Annotated in this window: 14 protein-coding genes; 6 read left to right on the top strand and 8 right to left on the bottom strand. The window is 64.6% G+C overall.

The genetic code is table 11. The annotated features are described in order from the left end of the window. The first annotated feature begins 7 nt into the window (after nt 1-7). Both ruvA and recQ read left to right on the top strand, forming a co-directional pair. Nucleotides 8-598: a Holliday junction branch migration protein RuvA gene (gene ruvA, locus WCY17_RS07145; protein ID WP_372701527.1), complete on the top strand. Its 591-nt coding sequence runs from the start codon at nt 8-10 to the stop codon at nt 596-598. Beyond that, a complete protein-coding gene (gene recQ / locus WCY17_RS07140; protein WP_372701489.1) occupies nt 598-2,445 on the top strand; it encodes a DNA helicase RecQ in 1,848 nt (615 codons plus the stop codon). The genes ruvA and recQ overlap by 1 nt, the downstream gene beginning before the upstream one ends. Nucleotide 2,446: 1 nt before the next feature. Here recQ and ruvB read toward each other — a convergent pair whose 3' ends face one another. Genes ruvB through WCY17_RS07125 form a run of 3 tightly spaced genes read right to left on the bottom strand, consistent with a single transcriptional unit; the run spans nt 2,447 to nt 5,927 of the window. Further along, a complete protein-coding gene (gene ruvB, locus WCY17_RS07135) occupies nt 2,447-3,505 on the bottom strand; it encodes a Holliday junction branch migration DNA helicase RuvB (protein ID WP_372701488.1) in 1,059 nt (352 codons plus the stop codon). Nucleotides 3,506-3,543: 38 nt separating this feature from the next. After that, entirely contained in the window at nt 3,544-4,599 is a 1,056-nt protein-coding gene (locus WCY17_RS07130; RefSeq protein WP_372701487.1) for a cytochrome d ubiquinol oxidase subunit II, read from the bottom strand. After that, complete coding sequence (locus tag WCY17_RS07125; protein WP_372701486.1) at nt 4,596-5,927, bottom strand: cytochrome ubiquinol oxidase subunit I; 1,332 nt, start codon at nt 5,925-5,927, stop codon at nt 4,596-4,598. The genes WCY17_RS07130 and WCY17_RS07125 overlap by 4 nt, the downstream gene beginning before the upstream one ends. Before the next feature lie 32 nt (nt 5,928-5,959). On the opposite strand from WCY17_RS07125, the gene WCY17_RS07120 reads away from it, so the two are divergent. From WCY17_RS07120 to minE, 4 genes are read left to right on the top strand one after another with little or no spacing between them, the layout of a single operon-like run. Continuing rightward, entirely contained in the window at nt 5,960-7,717 is a 1,758-nt protein-coding gene (locus WCY17_RS07120; RefSeq protein ID WP_372701485.1) for a glutamine--tRNA ligase/YqeY domain fusion protein, read from the top strand. Beyond that, nucleotides 7,714-8,472, top strand: coding sequence for a septum site-determining protein MinC (minC, locus tag WCY17_RS07115; RefSeq protein WP_372701484.1), 759 nt, complete (start codon nt 7,714-7,716; stop codon nt 8,470-8,472). Before WCY17_RS07120 ends, minC begins: the two co-directional genes overlap by 4 nt. 40 nt (nt 8,473-8,512) lie before the next feature. Then, nucleotides 8,513-9,328 (top strand): septum site-determining protein MinD, encoded by an 816-nt coding sequence (gene minD / locus WCY17_RS07110; RefSeq protein ID WP_372684725.1) that lies wholly within the window; start codon nt 8,513-8,515, stop codon nt 9,326-9,328. A 2-nt stretch (nt 9,329-9,330) separates the two neighbouring features. Then, on the top strand, nt 9,331-9,597 hold the full coding sequence (minE, locus tag WCY17_RS07105; protein ID WP_372701483.1) for a cell division topological specificity factor MinE: 267 nt from the start codon (nt 9,331-9,333) through the stop codon (nt 9,595-9,597). A gap of 153 nt (nt 9,598-9,750) precedes the next feature. Here the strand turns inward: minE and WCY17_RS07100 are convergent, their stop codons facing one another. The 5 genes from WCY17_RS07100 to ettA all read right to left on the bottom strand — a co-directional run bounded on the left by WCY17_RS07100 (nt 9,751) and on the right by ettA (nt 15,376). Then, complete coding sequence (locus tag WCY17_RS07100; RefSeq protein WP_372701482.1) at nt 9,751-10,635, bottom strand: AEC family transporter; 885 nt, start codon at nt 10,633-10,635, stop codon at nt 9,751-9,753. A gap of 67 nt (nt 10,636-10,702) precedes the next feature. Continuing rightward, nucleotides 10,703-12,514, bottom strand: coding sequence for an acyl-CoA dehydrogenase C-terminal domain-containing protein (locus tag WCY17_RS07095; protein ID WP_372701481.1), 1,812 nt, complete (start codon nt 12,512-12,514; stop codon nt 10,703-10,705). Between the two features lie 231 nt (nt 12,515-12,745). Continuing rightward, nucleotides 12,746-12,967, bottom strand: a complete 222-nt coding sequence (locus tag WCY17_RS07090; protein WP_372701480.1) for a hypothetical protein — start codon at nt 12,965-12,967, stop codon at nt 12,746-12,748. 156 nt (nt 12,968-13,123) lie between these two features. Beyond that, complete coding sequence (locus tag WCY17_RS07085) at nt 13,124-13,687, bottom strand: isochorismatase family protein (protein ID WP_372701479.1); 564 nt, start codon at nt 13,685-13,687, stop codon at nt 13,124-13,126. Nucleotides 13,688-13,702: 15 nt separating this feature from the next. After that, on the bottom strand, nt 13,703-15,376 hold the full coding sequence (ettA, locus tag WCY17_RS07080) for an energy-dependent translational throttle protein EttA (RefSeq protein ID WP_372701478.1): 1,674 nt from the start codon (nt 15,374-15,376) through the stop codon (nt 13,703-13,705). Nucleotides 15,377-15,435 lie beyond the last annotated feature (59 nt).

Raw genomic sequence — 15,435 nt, 5'->3', positions numbered from 1 at the left:
GTCCATGATGATTGGTCGTCTCACAGGTACCCTGGTCGAGCTTGCGCCACCCAGCCTGTGCATACTGGTGGGTGGGGTGGGCTATGAACTGGACGTGCCCATGAGCACGCTCTACAGGCTGCCCGCAGTGGGGCAGAATGTCAGCCTGCACACCCATCTGGCGATACGCGACGACGCCCATGTCCTGTATGGTTTTGCGTCGATCGCCGAACGCAATACGTTCCGCGCCCTGATCCGGGTGACCGGCATCGGTGCGCGTACCGCACTCGCGCTGCTGTCGGGCCTGAGCGTCGACGATCTGGTCGATGCCATCCAGAACCAGGAATCGGGCCGCCTGATCAAAGTGCCGGGCATCGGCAGGAAGACGGCTGAACGATTGCTGCTGGAACTGCGCGACAAGCTCGATGCACCCGGGCTGCAGACAGCGGCCCCGGCCGGGGGTGCCCCCACGCCCTCTGCCGACAATGATGTTCTGCATGCCCTGCAGGCCCTGGGGTATTCGGCCCAGGAAGCCCGCAAGGCGGTGGCGGGTCTGGACAGCGGCCTGAATGTAGCCGAGCGCATCCGCCAGGCACTGAAGAATCTGGCCCGCACCTGATGAGGGTCGAGATTCCCGCAGGCACGGCACCCTCCCTGCACGTGCTGCGCGAGACCTTCGGCTACGAGCAGTTTCGCGGCGAACAGCAGGCAATCATCGAACACGTCGTCCAGGGTGGCAGCGCCCTGGTACTCATGCCCACCGGAGGCGGCAAATCGCTGTGCTACCAGATCCCGGCGCTGCTGCGCCCCGGAGTGGGCGTAGTGATATCGCCCCTGATAGCGCTGATGCAGGATCAGGTCGACGCCCTGCAGGAACTCGGCGTCCGGGCGGCCTTCCTGAACTCGACCCAGACGCTGGCCGAATCGCAGGCGGTGGAGCAGGCCTTCGTCCGAGGCCAGCTGGACTTGCTGTATGTGGCCCCGGAGCGTTTGCTCATGCCACGCTGCCTTGAGTTGATGGCTGCCGGTCAAGTGGCGCTGTTTGCGATCGATGAAGCGCATTGTGTATCGCAGTGGGGTCATGACTTCCGCCCTGAGTATCAGGGGCTGAGCATACTGGCCGAACGCTGGCCGGATGTGCCGCGCATGGCACTCACCGCCACGGCCACGGCAGCGACGCGGGCCGACATCGTGCAGTGCCTTGCCCTGCAGGACGCGCCCCAGTATCTGGCCAGCTTCGATCGGCCCAACATCTGTTACCGCATCGTCGAAAAACACGACGTCCGGCGCCAGCTGCTCGAGTTCATCCGTGACTCGCATGCCGGCGCGTGCGGAATCGTCTACGCCCTCTCCAGGACGCGGGTCGAGCAGACGGCTCAATACCTCTGCGACCATGGCATGACCGCCCTGCCCTATCATGCCGGCCTGAGTGCCTCCGTACGCGCGGCCCACCAGGCTCGCTTCCTGCGCGAAGACGGCATCGTCATGGTCGCCACCATCGCCTTTGGCATGGGGGTCAACAAGCCCGATGTACGCTTTGTGGCGCATATCGACATGCCCAAATCCATCGAAGGCTATTACCAGGAAACGGGCCGCGCCGGTCGGGATGGCCTGCCTGCTGACGCCTGGCTGGCCTACGGCCTGCAGGACGTGATCCAGCAAAGGCGCATGATCGACGAGTCCGAGGGGGACGACCTGCACCAGCGGCGCCAGGTCCGCCAGCTCGATGCCATGCTGGCCCTGTGCGAGACCGTGCACTGCCGCCGTCAGGCCTTGCTGGCTTACTTCGAGGAAGCGACAGCACCCTGTGGCCACTGTGATACCTGCCTGGACCCCCCCGCCGCCTGGGATGGCACCGTGGCCATGCAGAAACTGCTCTCGACCGTCTATCGGTTGTGGCGCGAACGCGGGCAGCGCTATGGCAGTGGCCACCTGATCGATATCCTGCGTGGCCAGCGCACCGGGCGGGTCCTGCAGCAGGGCCATGATTCACTGAGCGTCTTCGGCGTCGGCGCGACCCTGTCCGCGGAGGCCTGGCGCGGCATTCTGCGCCAGGCCCTGGCCCTGGGCCTGCTGTCGGTCGATCTCGAAGGCTATGGCACCCTCGCGCTGACGGAAGCCAGCCGCCCCGTACTCAAGGGCCAGCGCACCCTGATGCTGCGCCCGATCGAACACAGGCCTGCGCGTGCCAGGGGTGCACGACGCGCCACGACGGCCCGCACCCGACCGGAAGACCTGCCGGCTGCCGCGCGACAGTGCTTCGAACGCCTGCGCCAGTGGCGCGCGCAACTGGCACGGGAGCACGGCAAGCCCGCCTATGTCATCTTCAGCGACGCCACCCTGCGCGAGATTGCGCTGGAACGGCCGCAGACCCTGGAAGCATTGGGCCACATCAGCGGCGTGGGTGCCCACAAGCGTGCCACGTACGGCCCTGCCGTACTGGAAAGCGTGCGCGACCCCGACTGATTCAGAACAGCGGCCGGGCATCCGGCCCGGATACCGGTGCCTGCAAGCCCAGATGCTGCCAACAGCGCCGGGTGGCCATGCGCCCGCGTGGCGTGCGCTGCAGGTAACCGTGCTGGATGAGGTAGGGCTCGATCACGTCTTCGATGGTGTCGCGCTCTTCACCGATGGCAGCGGCCAGGCTGTCGACCCCCACCGGACCGCCATCGAACTTGTGCACCACGGCTTCGAGCAGTTTGCGGTCCATGAGATCGAGGCCGCTGGGATCGACTTCGAGCATTTCGAGGGCCGCCTGGGCGACCGGGACATCGATCTGCCCCTGGGCGCGGACATCGGCATAATCGCGCACCCGCCGCAACAGGCGATTGGCGATGCGCGGCGTGCCCCGCGACCGCCGCGCGATTTCGGCAGCCCCGTCGGGATCGGTCGGCACCCCCAGCAGGCTGGCGCTGCGCTGCACGATGCGGGCGAGGTCTTCGGGGGCATAGAATTCGAGCCGCGAGACAATGCCGAAGCGGTCACGCAGGGGGTTGGTGAGCATGCCCGCGCGCGTGGTGGCACCGACCAGCGTGAATGGCTGCAGATCGATCTTGACGCTGCGCGCGGCCGGGCCTTCGCCGATGAGGATATCGATCTGGAAGTCTTCGAGGGCCGGATAGAGGATTTCTTCGACAATCGGCGACAGGCGGTGGATTTCATCGATGAACAGGACATCGTTGCGTTCGAGGTTGGTGAGCATGGCGGCCAGATCACCGGGCCGCTCGAGCACCGGGCCGGAGGTCTGGCGCAGTTGCACACCCATTTCGTGCGCCACGATATGGGCCAGCGTGGTCTTGCCCAGACCCGGCGGGCCGAACAGCAGCACGTGATCGAGCGCTTCATCGCGCCGGCGCGCTGCCTGAATGAAGATTTCGAGCTGATCGCAGACCCGCCGCTGGCCCACGTAATCGGCCAGGACCCTGGGGCGCAGGGCGCGTTCGAGGGAGTCTTCGGCGTGCGAGACCGTCTCGGGGGTCACCAGGCGCGTCTGGGTGGTGGTGAGTGCATCGGTCTGTATGACCATGGAATGACTGTATTGATATCCAGTGAATTGGGCCTATGCTACCACTTGCCGGAAAAATCAGGTAGATCGGGCGGACGCGATCGCCCCAGCACCCGCCAATATACGCGCAGATTGAAAATGATGGCGACGGGCAAGGCCACCACGGTCGCGCTCAGCGCAAGTTGCAGGGTGGCGACGGATGCAGCGGCATCCCAGAGGGTCACCTCGTCGAGCACCAGATAAGGGAAAAAACTGTAGGCCAGCCCACCCAGCATCAGGATGAGAATGATCAGCACCAGGCCATACGGCACGGCAGTGGCGCGGTAGCTGTGGTTGATCATGCGCTGCAGCAGCATCTCGGCCAGAATGAAGCAGGCCAGCAGGAGGCCCCAGACCAGGGCGACGGCGCCCCAGTGCTGACCATCACCCCATTTGAGGAAAACCCCTGCATTGGAGAAGTCGAGCACAACGGAAATCCCCATGACGCCCACGGCGCCCCAGCGCAGGGTACGTCGGGCCCAGCCCACCGCCCGAATGCGCAGCTCGCCGGCCTCCCGCATGATCAGCCAGGCCGCGCCCAGCAGGGCGTAGGTCGCCAGCGAGCACGCCCCCATGAGCGTGGCAAAGCCGATGGGGCCCACGCCGTCCTGGTAGGCGGATACCACCCGCGCCAGCATGTAGCCATGCGAAAACGCCACCAGCACGGCGCCCAGGGCAAAACCGAACAGCCACGCGCCCTGCTGCTCGGCGGGCGCCCGCAAACGGCATTCGAAACATACCGAACGCAGCAATGTGCCAATGGCGAGCAGGGAAAGCGGCAGATACAGTTGCCCCAATGTTCTGGACCAGGCCCCCGGAAAGGCCGCAGCAAACAGCCCCAGGCCCAGCAGCAGCCAATATTCGTTTGCATCCCGCCATGGGCTGAGCAGGGACATCATGCGCCCCCTGAGACTGGTCGGCGCAACCCAGAGCAGACAGCCGACGCCGACATCGAAGCCATCGAGCAGGACCCCGGCCACCACGGTAACCATCAGCACGCCCATCAGCGCGAGGGGCATCCAGAACGCCGAGTCTGCGGCCCCCAGGCCCAGCAGGCCGGCCAGCGAGTCAATCATGCATGCCCCCTGTGGCGTGCCACCGGCACGACCCCGTAACGGGATGCATGCCGCAGCAACTGGCGAAAGCCGAACCCAAGCGCGCCGTATACCAGCACCTGCAGCACGAAGACCAGCCACAGCAGGGGCTCGCCCACTGGCGCCAGCGCATCACGCAGCGTCAGGGCGCCTTGTACGGCATACGGCAGGTTGCCCACCAGCAGATGGCCCCAGCCCACCAGCTGCAGACCCAGCGTCAACCAGAGCAGAACGCGCAAGATCGAGCGCTGGCCGCGCGACAGGCCATCGGGTTCATAGCCGAGCCGGTGGCCCCGCCACAGCGCGACCAGCGCGAACACCATCAGCAGGCCGGACAGAACGACCGCCAGGCGTGCAGAAAAAAAGGTCAGCCCCCATGGCGGCGCGAGGCCAACCAATTCTTCCAGACCCTGAATGGTGCCCTGACGCGCGATACCCAGCCAGGGCCCCCAATCGTGCAGAATGACTGCGGAATACACCTCGCTGGCGCCACGCGCTGGCCAGGACCACCACAATACGGGGTCCGGCAGGCCACCCGACCACTGCGACACCACGGTGGCCAGCCGCGCGGGCTGCACCACCAGCAGAAGGCGCCCCAACTGTGCAGCCGACACGACCTGCAGCATGATCATCAGCGGCAGGCCCCACAGGCCCAGCATGAAGACACTGCGGTCCCCTTCGTCGCTGGGGCGCATGCGAGTCCGCCTGGCCGTCAGGGACAGCATCAGCGTCAGGGCAAGCAGCAGGCTCCCGGCCAGGAACAGCATGAACAGAACGGGTGCCGCACCCTCTGTGGACAAGGACCACCAGCCAGAGAGCTGCCAGACGCCGTCATCGAGGCTCGCACCGACGGGCCACTGCAACCAGGCCAGCAATACCATAACCCACCAGGCGGTCAGACTGGAGCCCAGGGCCACCATGCCGACCACCAGGACGTGCGCCGTATGCGACATGCGCCGCTGGCCATACAGCATGGCCCCCAGAAAGCAGGACTTGAAAAAAAAGGCCGTCAATACGGTCATCCCTGCCAACGGGCCTATGACAGCTCCGGCGCGATCCATCAGCCCGGGCCACAGGGTGCCCACCTGCAGGAGCACCGGCAGCGCCGCTGCAAACCCCATGACCAGCGACAGGGCAAACACGCGCACCCAGAACCGATAGGCGAGCACGGCCGGCCCGCCCCGGCGGGCCCGCAGGCGCAAGGCAAACAGTATCCAGGCCAGCCCCAGTTCGAGCGCCAGAAAAAACAACATGAAGCCAAGGCTCAGGAAAAACTGGGACAGCGACAGAACCCAAGCGGTTTGCGTCATAATGTGCGCTAGTTTAGAGCCAGTTGAGCACCATGACCACAGAAACCGCGCCCAGTTCGAATTTTCTGCGCAGCATCATCGAAAATGACCTGCAATCAGGCCACCTGGAAAGCCGCCGCTGGGGCCCGCCACCGGCCACGGCGCAAGCGCGGCTGGCAGCCCCCGTGGATACGGCCCGAATCCGCACGCGCTTCCCGCCCGAACCCAATGGCTACCTGCATATTGGCCATGCCAAGAGCATCTGCCTGAACTTCGGCCTGGCCAAAGACTACGACGGCATCTGCCATCTGCGCTTCGACGACACGAATCCGGAAAAGGAAGAAGACGAGTACGTGCGCGCCATCATCGACATGGTGCAATGGCTGGGGTTCGAATGGTCGGTGGGCGGGGTCGAGCACTGCTACTATGCCAGTGATTACTTCGAAGCCATGTACGGATTTGCCGAGGCCCTGGTACAGGCGGGCCACGCGTATGTCGACGAGCAATCCGCCGAACAGATGCGCGCGACCCGCGGCACCCTGACCGAAGCCGGCACCGATTCGCCCTGGCGCGATCGTCCGGCCCACGAGTCACTGCGCCTGCTGCGCGAGATGCGGGCCGGCGTGCACCCCGACGGGCGGATGGCGCTGCGCGCACGCATCGACATGGCTTCGCCCAACATCAATCTGCGCGATCCGGTGCTCTACCGCATCCGCCACGCCGAACACCACCGTACCGGCAACACCTGGTGCATCTACCCGATGTACAGCTGGGCCCATCCGGTCGAAGACGCCCTCGAAGGCATCACGCACAGCATCTGTACCCTCGAATTCGAAGACCAGCGGCCATTCTATGACTGGATTCTCCAGCGCCTGGCCGAACTCGGCCAATTGGCTGCGCCCCTGCCGCGCCAGTACGAATTTGCCCGCCTCAATCTCGAATACGTCGTCACCAGCAAGCGCAAGCTGCGCGAGCTGGTGCTCGAAGGCCACGTCAACGGCTGGGACGACCCGCGCCTGCCCACCCTGGCCGGGCTGCGCAGGCGCGGCTACACCCCGGCATCGATCCGGCTTTTCTGCGACCGCCTGGGGGTCAGCAAGGCCGACTCACGTATCGAATACAGCGTGCTCGAGCAGGCGCTGCGCGATGACCTCGACCCGATCGCCGACCGGGCCGTGGCGATTCTCGACCCGCTGCGGCTGGTGATCACGAATTTCCCGGACGCCCGGATCGAAACCTGCAGTGCGCCGCTCAATCCGCACGCGCCCGACGGACCACGCCGGCGCTTTCCTTTCACCCGAACCCTCTACATCGAGCGGGACGACTTCCGCGAAGATCCCCCCAGGAAGTATTTTCGCCTGTTTCCGGGTAATCTGGTCCGTCTGAAATACGCCTGGGTGATCCGTTGCACGGGTTTCACGCGCAATGAAGACGGCGACATCACCGAAGTGCAGGCCGAGTACCTTCCGGATACCCGCAGCGGCACCCAGGGCGCCGATGCGATCAAGGTCAAGGGCACGATCACCTGGATCAGTGCCGTGCATGCAATCGCCGCCGAATTCCGGCTCTATGACCGGCTGTTCCTGGACGCGCACCCCGACAGCGGCCAGCGTGATTTCCTGCAACTGATCAATCCGGAATCCTGCCGCACCGTGCAGGGCCTGCTCGAGCCCGGCGTGCGCGCCGTGCCCGGCGCCACCTGGCAGTTCGAGCGTCTGGGCTACTTCGTGGCCGACCGCGAGCTGTCCACCCCGGAACGCCCCGTACTGAACCGCTCCGTCACCCTGCGCGACACCTGGGCCCGCACATGAACAAGACTGCAATCGCACTGGATTTCAAAAGCGCCACCCTGCATACGCTGCGCGCCGTCCTGCACACCGCCGACACCGTCAGCCTGATCGCCGCCCTGAATCAGCGCATGCAAGAAGCCGGCAGCTTCTATGAGCACGAATCGGTGGTCCTGGACGCCACCGGGCTCACCGAATCACCCAACTGGGCGGCTCTGGTGGCCGCCATGCGCGCAGCCAGGCTGCATCCGATCGGCATACAGGCCGATCCTGCCCTGCAGGATGACGCCTGGCATACGGCTGCCCTGGCACCACTCGAACTCTCGGCGCAACGCGTGGCAGCGTCAGCGGCTGCAGCAGCCCAGGCGGCGCCCGCAGAGCATGGCAAGGCCGGCAGCACGGGCAAATCGGCACGCGCGCAACCGGCCGACAACCCGCTGTCGGGCGAAACCCGCATCGTGCGCCAGCCTCTGCGCTCGGGGCAGCGCATCTATGCGCGGGGCTGCGACCTGATCGTGCTGGGCATGGTCAGCCAGGGGGCCGAAGTGATCGCCGACGGGCACATCCATGTGTATGGGCCACTGCGCGGCAAGGCCATGGCCGGGGCCCGCGGCAACGAGCAGGCCATGATCCTGACCACGCATTTCGAGCCCGAACTGCTCGCCATCGCCGGGGTGTACCGGGTCTTCGAGACCCAGGCATCCGACCCCCTGTACAAACGGGGCGCCCGCATCGAGCTCGAGGGCGAGACGCTGCGCATCCGTGCCCTGACCAGTTGATTTTCCTATACCATATAAAATTTTCACTATGGGGTATTCCATGTCGCGCATCGTCGTTGTCACTTCCGGCAAGGGGGGGGTGGGGAAAACCACCACCAGCGCCAGTTTCTCGGCCGGCCTGGCCCTGCGCGGACACAAGACCGTCGTCATCGACTTCGACGTCGGGCTGCGCAACCTGGATCTGATCATGGGCTGCGAACGGCGGGTCGTCTATGATTTCGTGAATGTCATCCAGGGTGACGCCACTCTCAATCAGGCCCTGATCCGCGACAAGCAACTCGACAATCTGTATATCCTGCCGGCCTCGCAGACCCGCGACAAAGACGCACTGACGCGCGAGGGGGTCGAAAAAGTCCTCGAGGACCTGGCGGCGATGGATTTCGAATACATCGTCTGCGACTCACCGGCCGGCATAGAAACCGGCGCCATCATGGCCGCCTACTTTGCCGATGATGCCCTGGTGGTCACCAACCCCGAAGTCTCCTCGGTACGCGATTCGGACCGCATCCTGGGCATCCTGTCGGCCAAGTCGCGGCGCGCCGAACGCGGTGAACAACCCGTACAGGAACACCTGCTGCTGACGCGCTACAACCCGAAACGGGTCTCCGAAGGCGAAATGCTGTCCCTGCGCGACATCGAAGACATCCTGCGCATCCGCCTGATCGGCGTCATCCCAGAGTCCGAATCGGTACTGCAGGCATCGAACCAGGGCATCCCGGCCATCCATCTGAAAGACTCCGACGTCGCCCAGGCGTACGCCGATGTGGTTGCGCGCTATCTGGGCGAAGAAAAGCCCCTGCGATTCGTCGACTACGAAAAGCCGGGCCTGTTCAAACGCCTGTTCGGGAGCAAGTGAGCATGTCGTTCTTCGATTTTTTCCGCGGGCAGAAGAAGGCCTCGGCCAGCATTGCCAAAGACCGGCTGCAGTTGATCCTCATCAACGAGCGCAGCAGTGGGCGCAATGGCCCCGACTTCCTGGCCGACCTGCAAAAGGAGCTGATTGCCGTCATCTCGAAATACGTGCACATCAACCCCGAAGACATCAAGGTGAACCTCGAGCGCCAGGATGCCCTCGAGGTGCTCGAAGTCAAGATCGAGATGCCCCAGCAAGCCGAAATCCGCTGAACGCGACGGGCTCCGGCGGCGGGCTTCACCAGGCCTCACGCCCGCATCGGGGCCACGCCACGGGCAGGCAATGCAGCCCACGCCGCGGCCTGGTCATACCCCGTCATCACCCTGCCGTTCTTGCCCTGCCGTTCTTTACCGCAGCCATGCCGCTCAGATCCAGGTCAGGGTCACCCAGACCACCACCGGGATCGTGACGACCGACATGACATTCCCCAGCAACACCACGCTGGCGACCAGGCCGGGGTCGGCCTGATACTGCTCGGCCAGCAGATAATTGAGCACCGCCGGCGGCAACATGATGGACAGCACCAGCAAGCGGGTCCATTCGGGTGTCAACGGCAGCAGGCTCAGGATGACGGGCAGCGACAGCAGGCTGGCCACCAGATACAGCCCATTGACGTACAGCGCCAGGCCAATGTGCTGGATCCTGTCCTGGGCCAGACGCACGCCCAGACCGAACAGCATCAAGGGGATGGCGATCTGGCCGGTCAGGTCGACCGTGGTGACGAAAAAGGCGGGAATCCAGTCTTTCCAGGGCGCCATGGCCATGCCAATGACGGCCGCCCAGATATTCGGGTTGCGCAGCCACATCCAGCGGCTGCGGCCTCGCGACATCAGATACAGGCCGATCGAGAAATTCACCAGATTCGACAGTACGAACAGGATGATGATGTCGCCCAGCAGACTGCGACCATAGGCCAGCATCATGAGGGGAATACCAATGTTGCCGGTATTGCGGAACATCCCCGGCACCAGAAAAGCCGAACGGCTGATGCCGCGCACACGAATGAACGACAGCAACAGACCCGGCAGCAGGATGATCAGCACCCCGGCCACGATCAGTGGCCAGCCGCGTGCCAGGTCGACGGGGTTTTCCAGTAGCGCGCTGAACACCATGGCCGGGCAGAACACCATGACATTGGCGTAGTTGATGAACGCCATCTCCGGCTTGTGGGCGGGCTTGCGGCCAAGAAAAAAGCCCAGTGCCGACACAGCAAACACGGGCAATACGATATTCAGCAGGGTCAGCAGCATGGTCGGCGGGCAGTATCCAATAGCGGCAGTGTACCCGTACCCACCGGCTGCCGCCGCAGCCCGCTGTTCACTGCCCCGAACCCGCCATGAATGCCTGGATCGGCATGCGCATCAGCGAAGCGGGCCCGGCCCGCATGGCAGACGCATGAACGCGTGTGCGTGGCAGGATGCGTGCAAAGTAGAAATGGGCCGTGTCCACCTTGGCCTGATAGAACATTGCGTCTGTGTCGCCTGCTGCCAATCGGGCCGCTGCCACGCGGGCCATGTCGGCCCAGAAATACGCCAGCACGACGTAGCCCGAAAACATCAGGTAATCGTACGCCGCGGCACCCACGGCCTCGCGGTCGGCCAGCGCCGACATGCCGATCTGCTGCGTGAGTTCACCCCATTGCCCGTTCAACTCGGCCAGCGGCGCAATGAAGTCGGCCAGCGCCGGATTCGTGCCGTGTGCCTGGCAGAATTCATGCACGATGCGGGTGAAGAGACGCAGGGATTCACCCTGCGAGAGCAGGACCTTGCGGCCCAGAAGGTCGAGGGCCTGGACCCCGGTAGTGCCTTCATACAGGCAGGCGATGCGACTGTCGCGCACGTTCTGTTCCATGCCGTTTTCGGTGATGTACCCATGGCCTCCCCAGACCTGCAGACCCAGGTTGGCGGCTTCGAACCCGGTCTCGGTCATGAAGGCCTTGGCGATGGGCGTAAGAAAACCCAACAGGGTCTCGGCCATTTCCCGCTGCTGCGCATCCGCAGAAAACCGCTGGATGTCGACCTGCTGCGCCGCAAAATACAGCAGCGCCCGATTGCCTTCGGCAAACGCCCGTATGGTGAGGAGCATGCGGCGCACGTCGGGGTGCACGACGATCAGATCCGCCGCCTCACCGGGGTCGGCTGGCCCGCTGAGTGCCCGCCCCTGGCGGCGCTGCAGGGCATAGGCGCATGCCCCCTGCCAGGCCACCTCGGCATGTGCCAGGCCCTGCAGCGCGGTACCCAGCCGCGCCATGTTCATGAAGGTGAACATGGCGCGCAGGCCCAGATTGGGCTGCCCGACCATGAACCCGGTGGCGCCATCGAAGTTCATCACACAGGTGGCATTGCCATGAATGCCCATCTTGTGCTCGATCGCCCCGCAGGACACGCTGTTGCGCGCCCCTGGCTCACCCTGCGCATCGGGCAGGAACTTCGGCACGACGAACAACGAGATCCCCCGGGTGCCCGACGGCGCATCCGGCAAACGCGCCAGAACGATATGCACGATGTTCGCGGCCAGGTCGTGCTCGCCCGCCGAGATGAAAATCTTGTTTCCGGTGATGTGGTAGCTGCCGTCGGGCTGCGGCTCGGCACGTGTGCGCAACAACCCCAGATCCGTACCGCATTGTGGCTCGGTCAGGCACATCGTTGCTGTCCAGCGCCCGGCCACCAACGGTTCGAGATACGTTTTCTGCTGCTCCGGCGTACCGTGCGCCTTGAGGGTGTTCATGGCCCCCTGGGACAGGCCTGGATACATGCCCCAGGCCCAGTTGGCCTCACCGATCAGTTCACGCACCGCCATGTCGAGCGAATCAGGCAAGCCCTGCCCGCCATGCGCGGCCTCATGCGAGAGCGAGGGCCAGCCACCGGCCACGTATTGCTCGAAAGCCGCCTTGAAGCCGGCAGGGGTCTGCACCCCGTCGGCCGACCATGTACAGCCCTCGCGATCACCGATGGCATTCAGTGGCGCCAGCACATCCTGCGCGAAACGGGCACATTCCGTGAGGATGGCCTCGACCATTTCGGGGCTGGCCTCTTCACACCCGGGCAACTGCCGATAATGCGCCGCATAGCCCAGCAGTTCGTTGCGTACGAAACGGATGTCGCGCAAAGGCGCTTTGTAATCAGGCATGCTGGCTCTCCTTGTGGCACCCGGTGCGGCCCTGCAGCCTCTGCGCCTGCAGACCAGGCCAAAAAGGCATTATGCCTCTTTCGGATGGCGACCAGAAGCCCGGCAACTGCCACCACGCCAGACCCATCCCCGCAGGGGCGGCTCGGCCCCAGGCGCCGGGCGCCGGGCGCATGGGCGCATGCGGACCATTTCAGTCACTTGGAGGCGAGCTCAGTCACTCGGAGGGGCGGCTCAACGCGACTTGCCGACCTGATCACCGATGACGCCGCCGATGGCCGCGCCACCGACCGTACCCAATACCCCCCCGCCAGAGACCACCGCCCCGGCAACACCCCCGATGCCTGCCCCGGTGACGGCCGCCTTCTGTCTGTGGCTCATGCTGTCCCAGGATGAACAACCCGCCATGGCGATGGCGAGCAGAAGGCTTGCGCCCAGCTTCAGCGATTGGCTCATGCCGCTCTCCTTGTAAAATACATACTGTCTTTATAAGGCTTTACGGCGGATGGAACTGTGAGACATCCTGTCCAGACCAGACATTTGTAACACGACCGGCGGCACCAGGGATGAGGACGCCGCACGAACCGGGCAGCCGATGACCCGATGACCTCATCAGAACGTCTTCACCCACGCAAGGATCTGCGCAAAGGCCGGATGCTCAGGGGTGTCGAGCCATTCGTAGAGCACCATTTCAGTGGTCACCACCGGCAGACCGCAGGCGCGCCAGCGGCCCAGCCCCGCCTCGCGGTCCTCGGGATGGCGTGACCCCACGCCATCGGCCACCAGGACTGGCTGCCAGCCCGCCCGGGCCAGGCCCAGGCCGGTCTGCAGGACGCAGACATGCGCTTCGGAACCGACCAGCAGGATCTGCCGCCGATCCTCTGGCAGGGTCGATATGAACGCGGCTTCCCGGCTGGCGTCGAAATGGGTCTTTGAATACGACTGCCCGATGAGCGCGCGCAGGGCAGGCACGGTATGGCCTATTTTTTCGGGCCAGTGTTCGGTCGCCAGCACGGGCACCGAAAGCAGCGCGGCGGCCCGGGCCAGTACCTCGACCTTGCGGCATTGTGCATCGGCGCCGTGCATGGCCGGCATGAGCCTCTCTTGCATGTCCACGATCAGCAGGCTGCTGCGGGCCACCGACAGCGTCGAGCCATCCAGATGAATCGATTTCATTTGACCGTCTCCTTGTTATCTCAGTGCCCGGTAGCGGATCCGCCGGGGGCGGGCACCGTCTTCGCCCAGCCGGCGTTTCTTGTCGGCCTCGTATTCCTGATAATTGCCATCGAAGAACACAACCTGAGAGTCGCCCTCGAAGGCCAGTATGTGCGTGGCAATACGGTCCAGGAACCAGCGGTCATGGCTGATCACGAGCACGCTGCCGGCAAACTCGAGCAGGGCATCTTCCAGAGCCCGCAAGGTTTCGACATCCAGGTCGTTCGAGGGCTCATCCAGCAGCAGTACATTGCCCCCCGTGAGCAGGGTTCGGGCCAGATGAAGGCGCCCACGCTCGCCGCCGGACAGTTTGCCGACCTGCTTGTTCTGATCCCCGCCCCTGAAGTTGAAGCGCCCGAGATACGCGCGCGCCGGCATCTCGAAACGGCCCACGGTGAGGAGATCCGCCCCGTCGGAGATCGCCTCGAACACCGTTTTCTGGTCAGGCAGCGCGTCGCGAGACTGATCCACATGAGCCAGTCTGACCGTCTGCCCGAGCACGACCTCGCCGGAATCCGGCGTTTCCTGGCCCGCAATCAGCCGAAACAGGGTCGACTTGCCGGCCCCGTTGGGGCCGATGATGCCCACGATCGCGCCGGGCGGGATCCTGAAGCTCAAATCCTCGAACAGCAGCCGGTCACCAAATGACTTGGAGACCGCCTTGAACTCGATGACCTCGTTGCCCAGACGCTCGGCGACCGGAATGAAGATTTCCTGGGTTTCGTTGCGCTTCTGGTATTCATGGGATGACAGTTCCTCGAAGCGCGCCAGACGCGCCTTGGCCTTGGCCTGGCGCCCCTTGGGATTCTGCCGCACCCATTCGAGCTCTTTGCGTATGGTGCGCTGACGGGCCGACTCGGACGCCTCTTCCTGTTTGAGGCGCGCTTCTTTCTGTTCGAGCCAGGAGCTGTAGTTGCCCTTCCAGGGGATCCCGTGGCCCCGATCCAGTTCGAGTATCCATTCGGCCGCATTGTCGAGAAAGTAGCGATCATGGGTCACCGCCACCACAGTGCCCGGAAACTGGCGTAAAAAGACTTCGAGCCATTCGACCGACTCGGCGTCCAGGTGGTTGGTGGGTTCATCGAGCAGCAGCATGTCCGGTTTGGACAGCAGCAGGCGGCACAGCGCGACGCGCCGCTTCTCGCCCCCGGACAGATGCGCCACCTGAGCATCCCAGGGCGGCAGGCGCAAGGCGTCGGCCGCGATCTCCATCTGGGTTTCGAGGTCATCTGCACCGCTGCTGGCCGCCGCAGCGATCACGGCCTCGAGCCTGGCCTGCTCGGTGGCCAGCGCATCGAAATCGGCATCGGGTTCGGCATACGCCGCATACACGTCGTCGAGCCGCCGGCGCGCCTCAAACACTTCGCCCAGCCCCTCTTCGACCGACTGGCGTACCGTATGTCCGGGATCCAGGCGAGGTTCCTGGGGCAGATAGCCGATGCGCAGGCCAGGCATGGGAATCGCCTCGCCCTCGATCTCCTTGTCTTCACCGGCCATGATCCTGAGCAGCGTGGACTTGCCCGCGCCGTTCAGACCCAGCACGCCGATCTTGGCGCCCGGAAAGAAAGACAGGGAAATATCGCGCAGAATCTGGCGCTTGGGGGGTACGATCTTGCCCACCCGATTCATCGAATAAACATACTGTGCCATCGTGCAACCCTGCAAAAATGAACGCAACCCCGATTGTAGGCCGGACCCGGATACCCGGC

It is taken from the genome of Castellaniella sp., from assembly GCF_041677825.1.
GTDB lineage: Bacteria > Pseudomonadota > Gammaproteobacteria > Burkholderiales > Burkholderiaceae_B > Castellaniella.
This window is presented reverse-complemented; position numbering and strand designations above follow the sequence as displayed.